The organism is Pseudaestuariivita atlantica (assembly GCF_001205715.1).
Lineage (GTDB): Bacteria > Pseudomonadota > Alphaproteobacteria > Rhodobacterales > Rhodobacteraceae > Pseudaestuariivita > Pseudaestuariivita atlantica.
The window spans coordinates 207,034-225,849 of record NZ_AQQZ01000003.1 but is presented as its reverse complement, the minus strand read 5'-3'; the positions used below and the strand labels follow the sequence as shown (position 1 = coordinate 225,849).

17 protein-coding genes are annotated in these 18,816 nt (G+C 65.4%); 4 read left to right on the top strand and 13 right to left on the bottom strand.

Annotation, left to right across the window (positions count from 1 at the left end):
- Positions 1 to 4: 4 nt before the first annotated feature.
- Positions 5 to 340, bottom strand: coding sequence for an ATP-dependent Clp protease adapter ClpS (gene clpS, locus ATO11_RS07695; protein WP_050530262.1), 336 nt, complete (start codon positions 338 to 340; stop codon positions 5 to 7).
- A 99-nt stretch (positions 341 to 439) separates the two neighbouring features.
- Between clpS and ATO11_RS07690 the strand changes: the two genes are divergently transcribed.
- Both ATO11_RS07690 and ATO11_RS07685 read left to right on the top strand, forming a co-directional pair.
- On the top strand, positions 440 to 1,141 hold the full coding sequence (locus tag ATO11_RS07690) for an HAD family hydrolase (protein WP_050530261.1): 702 nt from the start codon (positions 440 to 442) through the stop codon (positions 1,139 to 1,141).
- 190 nt (positions 1,142 to 1,331) lie between these two features.
- Complete coding sequence (locus ATO11_RS07685) at positions 1,332 to 2,846, top strand: D-alanyl-D-alanine carboxypeptidase family protein (RefSeq protein ID WP_082176210.1); 1,515 nt, start codon at positions 1,332 to 1,334, stop codon at positions 2,844 to 2,846.
- Between the two features lie 15 nt (positions 2,847 to 2,861).
- Here ATO11_RS07685 and ATO11_RS07680 read toward each other — a convergent pair whose 3' ends face one another.
- The 6 genes from ATO11_RS07680 to ATO11_RS07655 all read right to left on the bottom strand — a co-directional run bounded on the left by ATO11_RS07680 (position 2,862) and on the right by ATO11_RS07655 (position 9,655).
- Positions 2,862 to 3,059 (bottom strand): hypothetical protein, encoded by a 198-nt coding sequence (locus tag ATO11_RS07680; RefSeq protein WP_134643087.1) that lies wholly within the window; start codon positions 3,057 to 3,059, stop codon positions 2,862 to 2,864.
- Positions 3,060 to 3,154: 95 nt separating this feature from the next.
- On the bottom strand, positions 3,155 to 4,735 hold the full coding sequence (locus ATO11_RS07675) for an ABC transporter ATP-binding protein (RefSeq protein WP_050530259.1): 1,581 nt from the start codon (positions 4,733 to 4,735) through the stop codon (positions 3,155 to 3,157).
- Complete coding sequence (locus ATO11_RS07670) at positions 4,732 to 5,904, bottom strand: ABC transporter permease (protein WP_082176209.1); 1,173 nt, start codon at positions 5,902 to 5,904, stop codon at positions 4,732 to 4,734. Before ATO11_RS07670 ends, ATO11_RS07675 begins: the two co-directional genes overlap by 4 nt.
- Positions 5,905 to 5,907: 3 nt before the next feature.
- On the bottom strand, positions 5,908 to 6,993 hold the full coding sequence (locus tag ATO11_RS07665; RefSeq protein ID WP_050530258.1) for a microcin C ABC transporter permease YejB: 1,086 nt from the start codon (positions 6,991 to 6,993) through the stop codon (positions 5,908 to 5,910).
- A 4-nt stretch (positions 6,994 to 6,997) separates the two neighbouring features.
- A complete protein-coding gene (locus tag ATO11_RS07660; protein WP_050530257.1) occupies positions 6,998 to 8,938 on the bottom strand; it encodes an extracellular solute-binding protein in 1,941 nt (646 codons plus the stop codon).
- Between the two features lie 192 nt (positions 8,939 to 9,130).
- Positions 9,131 to 9,655 (bottom strand): c-type cytochrome, encoded by a 525-nt coding sequence (locus ATO11_RS07655; RefSeq protein ID WP_050530256.1) that lies wholly within the window; start codon positions 9,653 to 9,655, stop codon positions 9,131 to 9,133.
- 120 nt (positions 9,656 to 9,775) lie between these two features.
- Between ATO11_RS07655 and ATO11_RS07650 the strand changes: the two genes are divergently transcribed.
- Positions 9,776 to 10,609, top strand: a complete 834-nt coding sequence (locus ATO11_RS07650; RefSeq protein ID WP_050530255.1) for a prephenate dehydratase — start codon at positions 9,776 to 9,778, stop codon at positions 10,607 to 10,609.
- Positions 10,610 to 10,647: 38 nt separating this feature from the next.
- On the opposite strand, the gene ATO11_RS07645 is transcribed toward ATO11_RS07650, so the two are convergent.
- Both ATO11_RS07645 and ATO11_RS07640 read right to left on the bottom strand, forming a co-directional pair.
- A complete protein-coding gene (locus ATO11_RS07645) occupies positions 10,648 to 11,100 on the bottom strand; it encodes a methylated-DNA--[protein]-cysteine S-methyltransferase (protein WP_050530592.1) in 453 nt (150 codons plus the stop codon).
- 38 nt (positions 11,101 to 11,138) lie between these two features.
- Positions 11,139 to 11,405, bottom strand: coding sequence for a DUF3253 domain-containing protein (locus ATO11_RS07640; protein WP_050530254.1), 267 nt, complete (start codon positions 11,403 to 11,405; stop codon positions 11,139 to 11,141).
- A gap of 143 nt (positions 11,406 to 11,548) precedes the next feature.
- Here ATO11_RS07640 and ATO11_RS07635 point away from each other — a divergent pair, with 143 nt between their 5' ends.
- Complete coding sequence (locus tag ATO11_RS07635) at positions 11,549 to 12,730, top strand: ammonium transporter (protein WP_050530253.1); 1,182 nt, start codon at positions 11,549 to 11,551, stop codon at positions 12,728 to 12,730.
- A gap of 82 nt (positions 12,731 to 12,812) precedes the next feature.
- Here ATO11_RS07635 and ileS read toward each other — a convergent pair whose 3' ends face one another.
- From ileS to ATO11_RS07615, 4 genes are all read right to left on the bottom strand, one after another.
- The gene (ileS, locus tag ATO11_RS07630; protein WP_050530252.1) at positions 12,813 to 15,701 is read right to left on the bottom strand and encodes an isoleucine--tRNA ligase; all 2,889 of its coding nucleotides are present in this window, start codon (positions 15,699 to 15,701) and stop codon (positions 12,813 to 12,815) included.
- Between the two features lie 192 nt (positions 15,702 to 15,893).
- Positions 15,894 to 16,901, bottom strand: coding sequence for a YcjF family protein (locus tag ATO11_RS07625; protein WP_050530251.1), 1,008 nt, complete (start codon positions 16,899 to 16,901; stop codon positions 15,894 to 15,896).
- On the bottom strand, positions 16,898 to 17,338 hold the full coding sequence (locus ATO11_RS07620) for a GNAT family N-acetyltransferase (RefSeq protein ID WP_050530250.1): 441 nt from the start codon (positions 17,336 to 17,338) through the stop codon (positions 16,898 to 16,900). Before ATO11_RS07620 ends, ATO11_RS07625 begins: the two co-directional genes overlap by 4 nt.
- Positions 17,335 to 18,750 (bottom strand): YcjX family GTP-binding protein, encoded by a 1,416-nt coding sequence (locus ATO11_RS07615; RefSeq protein WP_050530249.1) that lies wholly within the window; start codon positions 18,748 to 18,750, stop codon positions 17,335 to 17,337. Before ATO11_RS07615 ends, ATO11_RS07620 begins: the two co-directional genes overlap by 4 nt.
- Between the last annotated feature and the right edge of the window lie 66 nt (positions 18,751 to 18,816).

The following is an 18,816-nucleotide window of genomic DNA, read 5'->3' as shown; positions in this document are numbered from 1 at the left end:
CCGCCTATTCCTTTTCCATGGTGCATTGCAGCGGATGCTGATGCTTCCGCGCGAAATCCATGACCTGCGCCACCTTGGTTTCGGCGATCTCGTGGCTGAAGACACCGACCACCGCCACGCCCTTTTTGTGCACGGTCAGCATGATCTCGAACGCCTGCGCGTGGTTGAGGCCAAAGAATCGTTCCAGGACGTGCACCACGAACTCCATCGGCGTGTAGTCGTCGTTCAGCAGCAGCACCTTGTAGAGCGGCGGGCGCTTGGTCTTGGGCTTCGTCGCCGTCAGGATCGACGTATCGGTCCCGTCGGGATCGTCGGCCATCATGGAAAGCGGGTGAAGCATGGGTCGGAGGCAGGGCTGCATTTGGCGGAACTCAGGACGCTCTATATAACGCGCTTGCGGCCACAGGAAAGAGGCGAGCATGCGCGGGATGCAGGCGAAATGACCAAAAATGTCACCACCGTGGGGTTCGATGCCGATGATACCCTGTGGCACAACGAGAAATTCTTTCAGCTGACGCAGGCGCGATTTGCCGAACTTCTGGCCGATCACGCCGAACCCGGCGACCTTGAAGCCCGGCTCGTTGCGGCGGAAACACGCAACCTCGCGCGGTATGGATTCGGTATCAAGGGCTTTGTCCTGTCGATGATCGAAACCGCGCTCGACGTGACAGGCGACCGCGTGCCGCCCGCCGTGATCCGGTCGCTGATCGAGGCGGGGCACGACATGCTCGAACACCCGATCGAGCTTTTGCCCGAGGCGCAGGCGGCGGTCGAGAGGATGGCCGACACGCACCGCATCCTGTTGATCACCAAGGGTGATCTGCTGGACCAGGAACGCAAGCTGGCGCAATCCGGGCTGGGCGATCTTTTCGACGGGGTCGCCATCGTGTCGGACAAGACGCCGGACCAGTATACCGGTATCTTCGCGTCGCAGGGCGACGGGGCCGACCGTGGCCTGATGGTCGGCAATTCGATGAAATCCGACGTCCTGCCGATGATCGTGGCAGGGGGCTGGGGCGTGTTTGTCCCGCAGGAACTGGCGTGGGATTTCGAACATGCCGACCCGCCCGCCGACCGGGCGCGGTACGCCGAACTTGACGACCTATCGACGCTGCCGGACCTCGTGCTGCGGCTTGGATGACACAGGTCGCAGCTGCCTTATTCTTGCCGCTTTCGACGTGATTGGGCGCCGGGCCGCCCACGCCCCCAACATGTTGGGCCGGTTCCGGCGAATTGGCCGCAAACTTGTTTAGAATGAAAACTTTATTTGGCGCCGACGCCGTGGTACCTTTTCGGCAATAATTCATAAAGCTCACCGAAAAATCGGGGGCATGAGGCAGATAAGGCAGGACATCGTGACGACGCGGCAACGTGTGTCGGCCCGTGCGGGGCTGTTCCTCTTTACACTATTGTGGTTTTTCATCGTCGTGCCGCTGTCGGTCATGGCAGCGCCTTATGCTGCGATGGTGATGGATGCGCGCACCGGCGAGGTGCTGCACTCCCGCAACGCCGACAGCCGCCTGCACCCGGCCTCGCTCACCAAGATGATGACGCTCTACGTCGTGTTCCAGGCGGTCGAGAACGGTGAAGTGTCGATGGACACGCTGATCCGCGTGTCGAAAAAGGCGGCGAGCGAGCCTCCGTCGAAACTGGGCCTGCGCGCCGGTCAGAAGATCAAGCTGCGCTACCTTGTGCGCGCGGCGGCGGTGAAATCGGCCAACGATGCCTCCACTGCGATTGCCGAGGGGCTCGCCGGCTCCGAAGCCGCCTTTGCCCGCCGCATGAACCGCACCGCCAGGGCGCTGGGCATGACCAAGACGACATTCAAGAACGCCCACGGGTTGACCGAAGCGGGCCACCTGTCCACCGCGCGGGACATGACGATCCTCGGGCGGCACGTGATCTATGATTACCCGCAGTATTACAACCTGTTCAGCCGCAAGACGGCGGATGCCGGCGTCCGTACCGTCAGCCATACCAATCACCGCCTGTTGTCGAGCTACAAGGGCGCGGACGGGATCAAGACAGGCTATACCCGCGCGGCGGGCTTCAACCTCGTTGCCTCCGCCGAACGCGGGCGGGAGCGGGTGATCGCCACGGTGTTCGGCGGCCGGTCCACGACCACGCGTAATGCGCGCATCGCCGAATTGCTGGACATGGGGTTCAAACGCGCACCCACCCGCGTGGCCTTCCGCGCGCCGCGCAAACCCACCTATCACGCGGCCCCCGCACCCAAGGTCGTCGCGGGCCGCAAGACCGGGCCGGGCACGGCGGGCAAGACGATCCGCGTCTCGGGTCTTGTGACCAAATCGCTCCGGCCCAAGCGCCGTCCGATCCCCGAAACCGCGCCCGTCGTCGTGGCCGCGCAGGACGATCTGAAGGACGCGCTGGCCGAAGCGCAGACGCTGCCGTCACCCGACACGGTGGCCGCCGCTGCCGAACAGGCGATCAAGGCCGCCGAAGAAGCTCCGGCCAAAAGCATCAAGCCCGTGATGCGCCCGAAAGAACTGGTGCTGGCATCGGCCAAGCCCGCGCCGCGCGCGCCGTCGGTATCCGCCGACACGTCCGAGGCCGTGCAGGAGGTCGTCACCCGGCTCTCCGCCTCGGGCGGGCGGCACTGGGGCGTGAACGTGGGCCGTTACGGCAGCCGCTTCCAGGCGGAAAAGGTGCTGCTGAAAACCGCGCTGGCCGAGATGACGGTGCTGGATGGTTCGCTGCGCAAGGTGGTCAAGCGCAAGGGCGGGTTCGATGCCAATTTCATGGGATTGACGCGGGAAAGCGCCGATCTGGCCTGCCGCCGCCTTCAGGGGCGCGGCGTGACCTGCTTCATGATCGGCCCGTCCTGAACAGGAAAACGGGCGTCAGCCCTGCGCGCGCAGTTCCGCGCGACCGGGCGCATCGGATGCGCGCAAAAGCGAGATGCCGATCACCAGAAGCGGCAACCCGACCGAGATGCCAAGGTAAAGCCCGAAGGCCGCGCCGGCGCTGAGGCCAAAGCCCAGCCATCCGGAAAGACCCGCCACAAAGCCGAGCACTCCACCCAAAATCATCGTTATCATGGCCATCATGGTCCTCCCGCGGCGAGTTTGACCCGCAAGCGTAACCAACAGATTAATCTGGGCGAAGATAAGGCAACTTGGCGGCGAAGTCGCGGTCAAGCCATGGCGGCGGACAAAAGCTCGCGGGCGTAGTCGGTGCGCGGGTTGGTGAAGACCTCTTCGGCGCTGCCCTGTTCCACCACGTCTCCCTGCCGCATCACCATGACCTTGTGCGACATGGCGCGCACGACCTTCAGGTCGTGGCTGATGAACAGGTAGGCGAGCCCGTACTTGCGCTGCAACTCGCGCAACAGGTCAACGATCTGCACCTGCACGGTCATGTCGAGTGCCGAGGTCGGTTCGTCCAGCACCACCAGCTTGGGCCGCAGGATCATCGCGCGGGCGATGGCGATCCGCTGTCGCTGGCCGCCGGAAAATTCGTGCGGGTAGCGGTGCATCATCGCGGGGTCGAGCCCCACCTCGTGCATCACCTGCGCCACCAGTTCGCGGGGGTTGTCGTCGCCCTCGACCTTGTGGACGCCCAGACCCTCGGCGATGATCTGTTCGCAGGTCATGCGCGGGCTGAGCGATCCGTAGGGATCCTGGAACACGATCTGCATGTCGCGCCGCCGTGCCCGCAGGGTGCGGGTGGACCAGGATCGCGCATCTTCGCCGTCGAACGTGATCCCGCCTTCGGACCCGATCAGGCGCATCATGGCCAGCGCCAGCGTCGTCTTGCCCGAGCCGCTTTCACCGACGATGCCCACCGTCTCCCCGCGCCGGACGGTCAGGGTGGCGTCGTTTACCGCCTTCACGTGGCCCACCGTGCGTTTCAACAGGCCGCGGTGGATCGGGAACCAGATGCGCAACCCGTTGGCGGCGGCGACCTCTTCGGCGCCGGGAGGGACCGGGTCGGGGCTGCCGGTGGATTCGGCGCCCAGCAGCATGCGGGTATAGGGGTGTTGCGGGTTGTCGAAAATCTCGGCCGTGGGGCCGGTCTCCACGATCTCGCCATCCTTCATCACGCAGACCCGGTCGGCGAACCGGCGCACGATGCCAAGGTCGTGGGTGATGAACAGCATCCCCATGTCCTCGGTCTGCTTCAGCTCGGACAAAAGCTCGAGGATCTGCGCCTGGATCGTCACGTCGAGCGCGGTGGTCGGTTCGTCCGCGATCAGCACGTCGGGCCGGTTCGCCAGCGCCATCGCGATCATCACGCGCTGCCGTTGCCCGCCCGACAACTGGTGCGGATAGGCGCCCAGCCGTTCCTCGGCATTGCGGATGCCCACCTTCTGCAGCAGGTCGAGGATGCGGGCCTTGGCCTCCTCCCCGGTGATGCCCTGGTGCAGTTCAAGGCTTTCGCCCAGCTGCTTTTGCAGCGTGTGCAGGGGGTTGAGCGAGGTCATCGGCTCCTGGAAGATGAAGGAGATGTCGTTGCCGCGCACCTGCCGCAGCAGCTTGTCCGCCGCGCCGACCATTTCCTGCCCGTTATAGGTGACCGAGCCCGACACCTCGGCATTCTCACCCAAAAGCGACACGGTCGACAGCGCGGTCACGGATTTGCCCGAGCCGGATTCGCCCACCAGCGCCACGGTCTCCCCCCGGTCGAGCGTGAAGGACACGCCCTTGACCGCGTGGGTCACCTTGCCGTCGGCGCGGAAGGATACGCGCAGGTCTTTGACGTCGAGAAGGCTCATGTAAACGTCTTCCGCGGGTCGAACGCGTCACGCACGCCTTCGAAGATGAAGACCAGAAGCGAGAGCATGATGGCGAAGGTCAAAAACGAGGTGAAGGCGAGCCACGGCGCCTGCAGGTTCTGTTTTGCCTGAAGCGTCAACTCGCCCAGCGACGGGGCCGAGGCGGGAAGGCCGAAGCCGAGGAAGTCGAGCGTGGCGAGCGACCCGATCGCGCCCGTGACGATGAAGGGCAGCATGGTCAGCGTCGCCACCATCGCGTTGGGCAGCATGTGGCGGAACATGATCGTCCAGTTCGACACGCCCAGCGCCTTGGCCGCGCGCACGTATTCAAGGTTACGCGCCCGCAGGAATTCCGCCCGGACCACGCCCACCAGCGCCGTCCACCCGAACAGGATCGACAAAAAGACCAGCAGCCAGAAACTTCGGCCCAAGATCGCGAAGAGGATGATGATGATGTAAAGCGATGGGGTTGATCCCCAGATCTCGATCACGCGCTGGAAGATCAGGTCCGTCCGGCCACCGAAATACCCCTGTATCGCGCCCGCGATGATGCCGATCACCGACGACACCGAGGTCACGATGATGGTGAACAGGATCGACAACCGGAAGCCGTAGATGATCCGCGCCAGCACGTCGCGCTTGGTGTCATCGGTGCCCAGCAGGTTGCCGTCGCCGGGGGGCAGGGGGGCCGCGCCGGGGCGGTCGACGGTGGTGTCGTAGGAATAGGGAATCGGCGGCCAGATCATCCAGCCCTTTTCGAACCCGTCGCCGTCGTAAGAGCCTTCCTCGATCTGTTCGAGGATACCTTCGGGGTCGTCGAAACACTCCTCCAGCCCGCCCGACCGGATCAGGCATTTGACCTCCGGATCGCGATAGGCGGCCTCGGTCCGGAAATCGCCGCCGAACTCGGTCTCGGCGTAGAAGTTGAAGATCGGCGTGTAATAGGCGCCGCGATACTGGATCAGGATCGGTTTGTCGTTCGCAAGGAACTCGGCAAAGAGCGACAGCACGAACAGGATCGAGAACACGATCAGCGACCAATACGCACGCCGGTTGCGGCGGAAGTTGCGCCAGCGCCGCTGATTCAGGGGCGAGAGGGTGAACAGCCCCTTGCGCGGTTCCGGCAGGTCGTCGGGCGTGGTGGCGGGAATATCGGTTTCGGCAACCATGCCTCAGCCCTCCCGCCGCTCGAAATCGATCCGGGGATCGACGAAGACGTACATCAGGTCACTGATGATCGCGACCAGAAGGCCGATCAGGCCAAAGACGTAGAGCGTGCCGAACATCACCGGATAGTCGCGGGCAACCGTCGCCTCGAACAGCATCCGGCCAAGGCCATCGAGACTGAAGATCGTCTCGATCAGGAGCGACTGTCCGAAGAAGATGCCGATGAAGGCGCCGGGGATGCCCGCGATCACGATCAGCATCGCGTTGCGGAAGACGTGGCCATACAGCACGCGCGTCTCGCTCAACCCCTTGGCGCGGGCGGTGATGACGTATTGCTTGGACAATTCGTCAAGGAAGCTGTTCTTGGTCAGCAGAGCCGAGAAGGTGAAGGCGCTGATCAGCGACGCGGTAAGCGGCAGGGCGAGGTGCCAGAAGTAGTCGGCCACCTTGCCGAGGATCGACAGCTCCTCGAAATTATCTGACACCAGCCCCCTGAGCGGGAACAGCTGGAAATAGGACCCGCCGGCGAACAGCACCAGAAGCAGGATCGCGAAGAGAAAGTTCGGGATCGCGTAGGCCGCGATCAGGATGCCGCTGGTCCACGTGTCGAAGGGCGCGCCATCGCGCACGGCCTTGCGGATGCCCAAGGGGATCGAGATCAGGTAGGCCAGAAGGGTCGACCACAGGCCCAGCGAAATCGACACCGGCATCTTCTCGAGCACCAGGTCGACGACCGAGATGGAGCGGAAGTAGCTCTCCCCGAAATCGAAGCGGGCGTAATCCCACAGCATCTTCATGAAGCGTTCGAGCGGCGGCTTGTCGAGCCCGTACTGCCTTTCAAGCTCGGCAATGAATTCCTTGTCGAGCCCGCGGGCGCCCACGTACTGGCTGTCCGACCCGAAGGTCTCTTCCCCCACGTCCTGATCGCCCCCGGAGAAGCTGGAGAACACGTCCCCTTCGCCCTGCATCTGGGCGAGGATCTGTTCCACCGGCCCGCCGGGCACGAACTGGACAAGAGTGAAGTTGATGACCAGGATCCCGAGCAGCGTCGGGATGATCAGCAACAGCCGTCTGAGGATGTAGGCGCCCATAGGTTTACTTCAGCACGCCCTGCTCTTTCAGCGCCTCGTACTTGGCCTCGTCGAACCACCAGAAATCAAGCACACCCAGCGCGAAGGGCGGCAGGGTTTCGGGACGTCCGAAGGTGTCATAATAGGCAACCCAGTAGGCCGGCACGTGGCCGCCCGGCGCGATGACCCGTTCGTACCGCAAGGCACGGTCCAGCGCCTTCAGGGCGACGATCTCGTCCTCGCGCGTCGTGGTCGCAAGCGCCGCGTCGATGATCGCGTCGACCATGGGCGACCGCAGCGCCGACGGGTTGTACGACGACACCTCGGCGGTTTCGGACCCGAACAACTGCCGCAACCCGGTGCCCGCGCTCGCGAAGGTCAGGATGCGGGTGTTGATCATGTCGTAATCTTTGTCGAGGAACCGCTGCTGGCCCTGCGCGCTGTCGACCTTGTCGATCGTGATGTCGACGCCCCAGTCCTGAAGCGTGTTCACGTAGCGGTCGATCATCGCCAGCCGCGTGTCGTCGAAGCTGGAAATCGACAGCATCGTCAGCGACATCAGGTTGCCGTCGGCATCCGCCAGCTTGCCCTCGTCATTGACCACCCAGCCCTCGGCTTCCAGAATCCGCAGCGCGCGGCGCTTGTTGCGGCGGTCATTGGCGTTGGCGGGGTTCGAGGTATGCGGCATCACCGCCTCCTCGGTCAGCATCTCTGCCGGAACCACGTCGCCAAGTCTTTGCAGCAGTTCCAGCTCCTTGCCTTGCGGAACGCCCTTCGCCTCCCACTCCTGGTACTGCACGAAAGAGGTGGTCTGCGTCGTCAGCCCGAATTGCAGCGATTCGCGGATCCATTCGAAGTTCATCGCCAGTTGCAGCGCATGGCGCACGTTGCGGTTGTCGAGTGGCTTGCTGAGCGTGTTGAAGATCATCCCCGAGATGTTCGGCGCGGTGCCGTCCGGGATCTCTTCCTTGATGACGTGGCCTTCCTCGACCGCCGGGAAGTCGTACCCGGTGGCCCAGCGTTTCGTCGATCCTTCGGCACGGAAGTTGTAGATGCCTGCCTTGAAGCCCTCGAACTCGGCGGTGGCGTCGGCAAAGTATTCGAACCGCACGCGGTCGAAATTGTGCCGCCCGATATTTGCCGGGTGGTCCCAGCCCCAGTAGTTCGGGTTGCGTTCGTAGACGACGTAGCGGTTGATCTCGTAATCGCCGACGACGTACGGGCCCGAGGCCAGCGGCGAGGCGACCGACGGCTTGTCGAGCCGCTCGCCGGTTTCGGCGAACCATTCTTCGGAGAAGATCGGCGTGCCGCCGACCTGGCTGATCAGCGACCGGCGGGAGATTTCATCGGCAAAGGTGTAGCGCAGGGTCAGGTCGTCGATCACCTCGACCCCGGTGATGCGCTTGCTGACCGCGCGGGCGTAAGACCGGATGCCCTGTTCGAGGAACAGGTTGTGCGTGAACGCCGCATCCTGCGCGCGAAGCGGGCGGCCGTCGGAAAAGACGACGTCGTCGCGCATGTGGAAGACGCAATAGGTCTTGGTCTTGGGGTATTCGACCTCGCGCGCGATCAGGCAGTATTGCTCGCCGATCGTGTCGGCGGTCGATGCGCCCGACCACGGCATCTCGGCGAACATCGCCTCGGCGACGACGCCTGCGTTGCCTTCGGGATTGCCCTTGGACGCCCAGCGGTTGAACCCGTCGAACGTGCCGCGTTCGGAGAGCGTGATCTGCCCGCCCTTGGGCGCGTTCGGGTTCACGTAATCCCAGTGCTTGTAATCCGCGGGGTACTTGAGATCGCCGTAGAAGGAATAGCCGTGGCTGACGATCATGTCTTCGCCGCCATCCGTCTGGCCGATCACGCGCACGGGAAGCGCGGCGCCCAACGCGGCACCGCCCATCAGGCCAAGGGCGGACCGGCGATTGAGGTTCCAGCCGGTGGGGGGGAGAATCAGGTTTTTCGACATTGGGGCGACCTCCTGTGGCGCGAAGATAGGGAAACGCGGCTCAAGTTCTTATTATTGGCCATGTAAGCTAGTTTGCGCCCCCGCCCACAATCAAGGTGAGAATTTGTGAACGGATTGTGAACGGTGCGCACGCACAAGAAAAAACCGCGATCACCAAGGTGACCGCGGCCTCATAACGCGCGTTCGGCTGGATCAGTTGCCGATGGTGCCCAGATAGGCAATCAGGTCGGCCCGGTCCTCGGCCTTGCGCAGGCCGGAATAGGACATCTTGGTGCCGGGTGCCCAACCCTTGGGGTTTTCGAGGAAACCGTTCAGGTTTTCCGGCGTCCAGACTTCGGCAACCTGCACCAGCGCCCCGGAATAGCCGTAACCGTCGACCGATCCGACGTCCCGGCCAACCACGCCGTACAGGTGCGGGCCGGTGCCGTTTGCACCGTCTTCAAGCTTGTGACAGGCGCGGCAGGCGCGGAACACGCCTTCGCCATCCGCCGGATCGGCGGCCGCCAGCAGTTCGGCGAAGGGCACTTCGGGTTCGGCTTCCGCCGCCGCGGGCGCCGCTTCGGCGACCTCGATCTTGTAGCCCACCTTCTTGTCCTCGCCGTAGCCGTGTGCACCGACGTAGTACAGGTCCTCGGCGAGCGATTTGCCCAGCAGGAAAATGAGAAATGCGCCGCAGAATGCACCGACGATCTTTGTCAGGGTCATCGTGTCGAACATGTGGCTGGAATCCTTGTCTCGCAGTTCGCGCGCTACTTACGCGCTTCCCTAGGTCGGGTGCAAGGGATACACCCCGCGACGAAACGCCCTTTTTTGGGCAAATGGGTCACGGAGGCACCGATGGGTGGCACGATTGCATTCCAGGGGGCGCTTGGCGCCTACAGCCACGAGGCCTGCCGCTCCGCGCGTCCGGGCTGGGACGTGCTGCCCTGCGCCACCTTCGAGGACGTGATCGAGGCCGTGCGCGACGGTCACGCGGACCAGGCGATGCTGCCGGTCGAGAACTCGATCTACGGTCGCGTCGCCGACATCCACCGCCTGTTGCCGGGATCGGGCCTGCACATCGTCGACGAAGCCTTCGTCCGGGTGAAGATCGCGCTTCTGGCGCGGCCGGGCGTGACGCTCGACAACGTGCGCACCGCACGCGCCCACCTTGTCCTTCTGCCGCAATGCGCGGCCTTCCTGCGCCGCCACGGGATCAAGCCCGAGGCCGCGACCGACAATGCCGGTGCCGCCGCCGACCTTGCCGATCACGGGCGCGACGACGAAAGCGCGCTCGCCTCCACGTTGGCGGCGGAAATCTACGGCCTCGACATCCTCGCCGACGGGATCGAGGACGAGGACACCAATACCACCCGTTTCCTTATCATGGCGCCCGAGGCGCAGATGGCGCGGCGCGGCGAACACGGCATGATCACCACCTTCGTCTTCCAGGTCCGCAACATCCCCGCCGCGCTTTACAAGGCGATGGGCGGGTTCGCGACGAACGGCGTGAACATGACCAAGCTGGAAAGCTACATGGTCGGCGGATCCTTCACCGCGACGCAGTTCTACGCCGATATCGAAGGTCACCCGGACGATCCCGGCGTGCAACTTGCGATGGACGAGCTGGATTATTTCACCAGCTTTCTCAAGGTGTTGGGCACCTATCCCCGCGATCCGCGCCGGGACTGACGTAAAGGTAGGTCGGATGCTCGCATCCGACCTACACCTCAGATCAGAAGGCCCGCCGCGCCTTCGTGGCGCAACAGCCAGACCTTCGTCTCGACCCCCGCACCACCGGAAAAGCCACCCAGCCCCTGCGCCGCCAGCACCCGGTGGCAGGGCACGATCAACGGGATCGGGTTGCCGCCGCAGGCCTGCCCGACCGCCTGCGCCGGCGCGTCCAGCGCCGCCGCGATCTCGCCGTAGGTGACGGTGTCGCCGAAGGGGATCGCCGCCATCCGGGCGCAGACCGCGCGTTGGAACTCCGATCCCGCGATTTGCACTGGCAGGTCGAAAGACCGGCGCGTGCCCGCGAAATAGGCGGCGACCTGGTCGGCGGCGCGGGTCAGGAGCGGCGTCCACTGCACGGGCCCCGCACCCCACGTCGCGCCCGTGATCGCGCCGTCCTCTTCGGTCAGCGTGAACGGCCCCGTCGGCGTGTCGAGCGTCAGTTGCGGCATGGCCCGACCGTGGCAGAGCACGCCGCGCGCCGCAAGGTTCACGCCCTCAGGCCCAACCTGATCGGTCCCTTCGCCGTCATTGCGTCGACCTCGACCCCTTTCTGCGTTGCCCGCAGGTCCGCCATGCCCGCGGCCTCCGCACGAACACGCGGCATGAGGTCCCGCCAGCCGGGACCGAAAGAGCGCGCGACCTCGGACGGGCAGAAGGTCTTGGTCGCGCCACGCCGCACCGCAAGGTCGATCAGCCGGACGCGAATCTCCGCGGCATCCGGCGCGCCTTCGTGATCTGATGCTTCTTTGGTCATTGCCTGAATTTTGTGCCTTTTATTTGTGCAATGTGAAAACCGCCTAAAGATTCGGCGCGACCCGGTCCCGTTGCCGGTTTTCAAGGCGACCCGATTCCGCTCTGTGCCGCTGCAACATACATCCGACAAAGGGGATACGGGGAATGGTAGGAGCGGATACCGCGTGGATCATCGTCGCAACGGCGCTGGTCCTGTTCATGACATTGCCGGGGCTGGCGCTGTTTTACGGCGGCCTCGTGCGGTCGCGCAACGTGCTGAGCGTGTTCATGCACTGCTTCGCGATTGCCAGCGTGATGAGCGTGCTGTGGCTCGTCGCGGGGTACTCGATCGCCTTCGGTGACGGAAATGCCTACTGGGGCGGGCTGGGCAAGTCCTTCCTCAACGGCGTCGACGCCGACACGGTGTCGGACACGATCCCGGAAGTGCTGTTCTTCGCCTTCCAGATGACCTTCGCCATCATCACGCCCGCGCTGATCGTCGGCGCCTATGTCGAACGCATCGGGTTCGCCTTCGTGATGCTCTTCTCCTCGGTCTGGATGCTGGTCGTCTACGCGCCGGTCGCGCACTGGATCTGGGGCGGCGGGCTTCTGGCCGGTGCCGAATGGTCGCTGTTCGAGAACGGGGTGAACGACTTCGCCGGCGGCATCGTCGTGCACCAGACGGCGGGCCTCGCCGCGCTTGTGCTCGCCGCCTTCCTCGGGCCGCGGTCCGACAAGTCGAAACCGCCGCACAACCCCGGCATGGTCATGATCGGTGCCGCGATGCTGTGGGTCGGCTGGTTCGGCTTCAACGGCGGCTCGCAACTGGCCGCCGATGGCGGCGCCGCCATGGCGCTGACGGTCACCCACATCTCGGCCGCTACCGCGTCCATCACCTGGGCGCTGTGGGAGCGGATCCGCTACGGCAAGGCGTCGCTCGTGGGCATGGTCACGGGCACCATCGCGGGCCTCGCCTCCATCACGCCGGCCTCGGGCTCGGTCAGCCCGGTCGAGGCGCTGATCATCGGCGCCATCGCGGGCGTGCTGTGCCAGGTCATGTGCGGTGTCATCAAGGACGCGATGAAGATCGACGACACGCTCGACGTCTTCGCCGTGCACGGCGTGGGCGGCATGTTCGGCATCCTGATGCTGGTGGTCTTCGGCCATGCGGGCATCGTTGAACAGGGCGGCGGCCTGATCGTCGTCGGCACGTTCACGCTGGTGATGACCACGCTCATCGTGATGGTCTGCAAGATGATCGTGCCGCTGCGGGTCGATCCCGAGGACGAGGTGCAGGGCCTCGACCTCACCGCGCATGGCGAACGCGCCTACGACATGACGTCGTGATCAAGGAGGTCGGGTGAGTATCACCCGACCTACATCTCGACCACACGGGTAGGTCGGCTGGTTTCCAGCCGACCTCTTTCGTTCAGCTTAATGCCGCGTCACAGCGCGCACAGGTCGCCGGGTGCCCATGGGTGCCGACATCGGGCAGGATCTTCCAGCAGCGCTGGCACTTCTCGCCCTCCGCCTCGGCAAACACCACCGCCACGCCGGGCGCTTCCGGCGTGGTGAAGGCGTCTGCCTGGGCAGGATCGGTTGTGACCGTGATGGCCGACGTGATGCAGAGATCGGCAAGCGTCTCGGTATCGGGAAGGGCGGCGGCGGTGTCGGCATCGACATGCACGACGGGTGCCGCTTCCAGCGAGGCGCCGATGGTCTTGTCGGTCCGCTTCAGCTCCAGCGCGCCCGTGACCGCGCGGCGCACGGTGCGGATGCGGGCCATCTTGTCGGCCAGCGCGGCATCCTGCCAGTCGGGCGTGTCGGGGAAGTCCTGCAGGTGGATCGAGCCTTCGCCCGTCCGCTCCAGCCAGATCTCCTCCATCGTGAAGACGAGGATCGGTGCGAGCCACGCGTTCAGGCGTTCCAAGAGCAGCATCAGCATCGCGCGGGAGGCACGGCGCGTGGGGCTGTCATCGGCGTCGCAGTAAAGCGCGTCCTTGCGGATATCGAGGTAGAAGGACGACAGATCGACCGTGCAGAACTGGAACAGCGCCTGGAACACGCCCTGGAAGTCGAACTTGGCGTAACCGTCGCGCACATGCGCGTCGAGTTCCGATAGCCGGTGCGCCATGAAGCGTTCCAGCTCGGGCATGTCCGCCACGTCCATCCGTTCACCCTCGGACCAGCCGTTGAGGTTGCCGAGGAGGAAGCGGAAGGTGTTGCGCAGGCGGCGGTAGCTGTCGGCGGTGCCTTTCAGGATCTCCGGCCCGATGCGCTGGTCGCTGGTATAGTCGGTCTGCGCCACCCACAGGCGCAGGATGTCCGCGCCGTATTGCCGGACGACCTCGTCCGGCACGATGGTGTTGCCGATGGACTTGGACATCTTCATGCCCTTTTCGTCCAGCGTGAAGCCGTGGGTGACGACGTTGCGGTAGGGCGCGCGGCCCGTGGTGCCGACCGATTGCAACAATGACGAGTGGAACCACCCGCGGTGCTGGTCGGTGCCTTCCATGTAGACGTCGGCGATGCCGTCGTCCGAGCCATCTTCGCGGTCGCGCAGGGTGAAGGCGTGGGTGGAGCCTGAATCGAACCACACGTCCAGCACGTCATCGACCTTGTCGTAGTCGTCGGGGTTCACGATGCCCGACAGGAAGCGCTCTTTCGCGCCATCCTCGAACCACGCATCGGCGCCTTCGGCCTCGAACGCGTCGACGATGCGCTGGTTGACCTCCGGGTTGCGCAGCAGGAAGTCCGGGTCGGTCGGCAGGGCGCCTTTCCTGGTGAAACAGGTCAGCGGTACGCCCCACGCGCGTTGACGCGACAGGACCCAGTCGGGGCGGCTTTCCATCATCGAATGCAGGCGATTGCGACCCGAGGGCGGCGTCCACTTGACCTTGTCGATCTCGCTGAGCGCGCGGGCGCGGATGGTGAACGTGTCGTCCCCGATGGTCAGCTGCTTGTCGATCGCGGCGAACCATTGCGGCGTGTTGCGGTAGATGACCGGGGCCTTCGACCGCCACGAATGGGGGTAAGAGTGCTTGATCTTGCCGCGTGCCAGCAGCCCGCCGACCTCGACCAGCTTGTCGATCACGGCGGTGTTGGCGTTGCCCTCGCCCCCCTTGCGGCTGAGGATGTAGGTGCCGCCAAAGAACGGCAGGTCATCGCGGAAGCCGCCGTCATCCTTGACGTTGTAGGTGATGACCTGATCGAGCATGCCGAGATCGCGGTAAAGCTCGTACTCCTCCATCCCGTGGGAGGGCGCGCAATGCACGAACCCGGTGCCTTCGGTGTCGGTCACGAACTCGGCGGCGCGGAAGTCGCGGATATCGTCCCATTCGCCGTTGCTGCCTTCGGCCCCGGCGAGGGGGTGTTTAAGGGACAGGGCAGACAGGTCTTCTGCGCTCACGTCCCGGACGCGCGTATACTGGCTTTCGTCCAGGCGCGCACGTTTCAGAACGTCAGCGGCCATGCTGTTGGCAAGGATGTAACGGTCGCCCACGCTGGCCCAGCATTCGTCCGGCGTGCCGGTGATCTCGTAGAGGCCATAGGCGATGTTTTCGCCGTACACGACCGCCTTGTTCGAGGGCATGGTCCACGGCGTCGTGGTCCAGATCACGACATATGCGCCTGCCAGATCGCTGTCACCTTCGGCGCGGAACTTCACCCAGATCGTGAAGCTGTCCTTGTCGTGGTACTCGACCTCGGCCTCGGCCAGCGCGGTCTGCTCCATGGGCGACCACATCACGGGTTTCGACCCCTGATAAAGCGTGCCGTTCATCAGGAACTTCATGAATTCCTCGGCGATCACGCGTTCGGCGTGGAAATCCATCGTGAGGTAGGGGTCGTCCCAGTTGCCGGTGATGCCCAGGCGCTTGAATTCCTCGCGCTGGATGTCGACCCAGCCTTCCGCGAACTTGCGGCATTCGGCGCGGAATTCGTTGATCGGCACCGCGTCCTTGTTCTTGCCCTTCTTGCGGTACTGCTCCTCGATCTTCCACTCGATGGGCAAACCGTGGCAGTCCCAGCCGGGGATATACCGGCTGTCGAAGCCGAGCATCTGGTGCGAGCGGACGATCATGTCCTTGATCGTCTTGTTCAGCGCGTGGCCGATATGCAGGTGGCCGTTGGCATAGGGAGGGCCGTCATGCAGGACGAACGGCGCGCGACCCTCCTTGGCGCGGTTCATCGCGTAGACGTCCATCTCGGCCCAGCGGGCCAGCCAGTCGGGTTCGCGTTTGGGAAGGCCCGCGCGCATCGGGAAATCGGTCTGCGGCAGGTTCAGGGTGTCTTTGTAGTCAGGCGTATCGGCGCACATGAAGGCGGTCCATCAGCAATGGGTACGGATCGGTGTGGAGGGCGGCGCGGGTGTCCAGACGCCTTGTCCCGGCAGCTCGCGTGTCAGAGCGCCGGGCATGTAATTCGAATGATGATCGCAAGGCCTGTCATCATGGGCGCGAGCTATAGGCCCAATCGGGGCAGGGGTAAAGCGCGAGCTTGGGCCCCCCGCCTAGCGGGAAAAGAGCCCGGTCAGCGACCGCGTCACGATGGCGGTGACCGAGGGGCGCGAGGCGGCGCGGAACGGCAGGGGGCGGCAGACTTCCATCGCGGCGACGCCCACCCGCGCGGTCAGCGCGCCGTTCACCACGCCCTCGCCGAACCGGCGCGATACCTTGCCCAGAAGGTGCCCGCCGCCGACCGACCCGATCAGGTCGTCGCCCACCGCAACCGCGCCAGTGGCGACAAGGTGGGTCATCACCGCGCGCGTCAGCCGCCAGCTTCCCAGCGTCCCCGACCGCCCGCCATAGACCTCGGCGATGCGGCGGATCATGCGCAGGTTCGCCGTCAACGCGGTGATCACGTCCGCCAGTGCCAGCGGAACCAGCGCCGTGACGGTTGCGACCTGCCGCGCTGCCGCCTCAACCTCGGCCCGCGCGGCGGTGTCGAGGGGGGTCAGCAGCTCGTTCTCGGCCAGTGCGAGGATACCGTCGGCGTCGAACTGGTCGGGCATCATCTGCGCCAGCCGGTCACGGCCCCAGCGCGTGTCGTCCCGGCCCGCGTAAAGCGTCGTCATCTGGCGCACGATCTTGCGCGCTGCGCCGGCATCTGCGGCCTCCAGCGCTTCGTCGGCGGCGCGGTGGATACGGTCGATCCGGGCCAGCCGGGAAAACGCCGCCAGTTCCTTCGCCGCGATCAGCAGCAGCACCAGAAGGAACAGCCCCACCAGCCCCGTGGCGATCCAGCCGAGGATCGGGGCAGAGGCCACAAGATCCGTCAGGAACCGCCAGGCCCAGACCGACACGACCAGCGTGAGGATCGACATCAGCAACGCCCAGAACCAGCGCGCCAGCATCGAGGGCCGCCGCGCGGTCAGCGCAATCGCCTGTCCCATCGCCGCGCCCGTGGGTGGCTCGTCGGCGAGGTCGGGCACCGGCGGTGCCTCGGCGGGGGAGGGGGTGGCGTCTTCCTTGCCCGGCTCCATGTCGATCAGGACGGGGCCCTTGGGTGGCGTGCTCATGGATCTCGCCTCCAGATGTATTCGATGTCGGGCAGACGCTCGTCATTGGTACGCCCGTCGGTCCTGAGAGACTCGGTAAAGCCCCGCGCAAGGTAGAAGGCCTGCGCGCGCGCGTTGGCCTGAAAGGTCCAGAGCCGCAGCCTGTCCGACTGCTCCTTCGCCGCGGCGAGAAGGGCGCTGCCCAGCCCCTCCCCGCGCCGGTCGCGGTGGACGTAAAGCGCGTGGATCACCTCGCCATCCCGCGCAAGGAACCCCGCCGCGTCGTCGGCCACGGTCACCCAGCCGCGCGAAATCAGCGTCCCGGCATGGGCCACGTCCTCGGCTCGCGTGTGCAGGCGCGGCATCCAGTCGTTGTCGTCCACGAAGGCCGAAAACAGCGCTCCGATCCGCCCGGCATCCAGCGGCGTCGCCGCGCGTAGGGCAGGCCCGCCGCTCACAGCTTGTCCCCGATCAGGAACTGCGCCGCCCGGTCGAGCCGGATATGCGGCGGCCCGTCACCGGGTTTCAGCGTCACGGGCGCGGGCGCGAAGCGCATCACCTGGAAATCCCCGTCAAGCCATGCCTCGGCCCCGTCCCGCGCGGGCGTCAGCAGGTGCGAGGGGTCCTCGGGCAGCGCGCCGGGATAGAACGCGGCCTGTTTGCCGGTATCCAGCAGCGTGCCCCTCACGCAGGGCAACTCGGCCCCGTCATGGGTCACCATCTCCTCGGTCGTGGTGCGCAGCGCCGCAATCGCCATCGCCGCCGTCTCGGCCCCGGCAAACCGCGCGCGGTCCCGTGCCTCGCGCGTCAGCGCCTCCATGATCGCCTGCAATTGCGGGTGCTGCTGGTGGTGCAGGTGATCGGCCTTGGATGCGGCGAACAGGATCTTCTCCACCCGCTTGCCGAACAGGATCGAGGTCAGGAAGGCGTTCGATCCGGGGCGGAAGGCGGTCAGGATATCGGCCATCGCGCGGCGCATGTCCTCCACCGCCTGTGGGCCGGAATGGATCGCGCCAAGTGCGTCGACCAGCACCACCTGCCGGTCGATCCGCGCGAAATGATCGCGGAAGAAGGGTTTGACGACGCGGGCCTTGTAGGCCTCGAACCGCCGCTCCATCTCGCGCCATAGCCCGCGTCGCGGCGGGCCGTCCTCGGCGGGCAGGGGGGCAAATGTCAGCGCCGGAGAGCCTTCGAGGTCACCGGGCAACAGGAACCGCCCCGGCGTGACGTCGTAATACCCCGCACCCCGCGCCGCCCGCAGGTAGGCGGTATAGGCATCGGCCAGCGCGCGGGCCTGTGGCTCTTCCCACTTGGCAAGCCCCGTGGCGCCGTTCGCGGCGGCGAGAAACTCCGCCGCCTCCGCGCGCGGCGTGATCCGGTCGAGCGTTTCGGCACTCCACTGGGCAAAGGTCTTGTCCAGCAGTCCCAGGTCCAGAAGCCATTCGCCCGGATAGTCGATGATGTCGAGGTGAATGGTCCGCGGCCCCCGCAACCCGCCCAGCAGACCGGCGGGCCGCACCCTGAGCGACAGGCGCAACTCGCTGATCGCGCGGGTGCTGTCGGGCCAGCGCGGCTCGCGCGCCGTCATCGCGTTCAGATGCGTCTCGAAATCGAACCGCGGCACGGTGTCGTCGGGCTGGGGTTGCAGGAAGGACGCGGCGATCCGCCCCTCGCTCGCCGCCAAGAGGTGCGGCATCCGCCCCCGGTCCAGCAGGTTGGCGACCAGCGAGGTGATGAACACCGTCTTTCCCGCCCGCGCCAGCCCGGTCACGCCCAGCCGGATCACCGGCTCGAACAGCGTTTCCGACACCGTGTCGGCGACCGTTTCCACCTGCCGGGTCAGGCCGTCGGCGATCCGAGAAATGACCAAAACGGCCTCCGTTCTGCGCGTTCGTCGCAAGATAGGCACGCCCCGGCCCCTTGGCCAGAGGGAGGC

Bases quoted from the DNA above. Each gene is read 5' to 3' on its own strand.
- ATO11_RS07660 (WP_050530257.1), bottom strand. From the start codon at position 8,938: ATGTCGAAAAACCTGATTCTCCCCCCCACCGGCTGGAACCTCAATCGC.
- ATO11_RS07650 (WP_050530255.1), top strand. From the start codon at position 9,776: ATGGGTGGCACGATTGCATTCCAGGGGGCGCTTGGCGCCTACAGCCAC.
- ATO11_RS07685 (WP_082176210.1), top strand. From the start codon at position 1,332: ATGAGGCAGATAAGGCAGGACATCGTGACGACGCGGCAACGTGTGTCG.
- ATO11_RS07645 (WP_050530592.1), bottom strand. From the start codon at position 11,100: ATGCCGCAACTGACGCTCGACACGCCGACGGGGCCGTTCACGCTGACC.
- ATO11_RS07690 (WP_050530261.1), top strand. From the start codon at position 440: ATGACCAAAAATGTCACCACCGTGGGGTTCGATGCCGATGATACCCTG.
- ATO11_RS07680 (WP_134643087.1), bottom strand. From the start codon at position 3,059: ATGATAACGATGATTTTGGGTGGAGTGCTCGGCTTTGTGGCGGGTCTT.
- ATO11_RS07640 (WP_050530254.1), bottom strand. From the start codon at position 11,405: ATGACCAAAGAAGCATCAGATCACGAAGGCGCGCCGGATGCCGCGGAG.
- ATO11_RS07655 (WP_050530256.1), bottom strand. From the start codon at position 9,655: ATGTTCGACACGATGACCCTGACAAAGATCGTCGGTGCATTCTGCGGC.
- ATO11_RS07665 (WP_050530258.1), bottom strand. From the start codon at position 6,993: ATGGGCGCCTACATCCTCAGACGGCTGTTGCTGATCATCCCGACGCTG.
- clpS (WP_050530262.1), bottom strand. From the start codon at position 340: ATGCTTCACCCGCTTTCCATGATGGCCGACGATCCCGACGGGACCGAT.
- ileS (WP_050530252.1), bottom strand. From the start codon at position 15,701: ATGTGCGCCGATACGCCTGACTACAAAGACACCCTGAACCTGCCGCAG.
- ATO11_RS07625 (WP_050530251.1), bottom strand. From the start codon at position 16,901: ATGAGCACGCCACCCAAGGGCCCCGTCCTGATCGACATGGAGCCGGGC.
- ATO11_RS07635 (WP_050530253.1), top strand. From the start codon at position 11,549: ATGGTAGGAGCGGATACCGCGTGGATCATCGTCGCAACGGCGCTGGTC.
- ATO11_RS07670 (WP_082176209.1), bottom strand. From the start codon at position 5,904: ATGGTTGCCGAAACCGATATTCCCGCCACCACGCCCGACGACCTGCCG.
- ATO11_RS07675 (WP_050530259.1), bottom strand. From the start codon at position 4,735: ATGAGCCTTCTCGACGTCAAAGACCTGCGCGTATCCTTCCGCGCCGAC.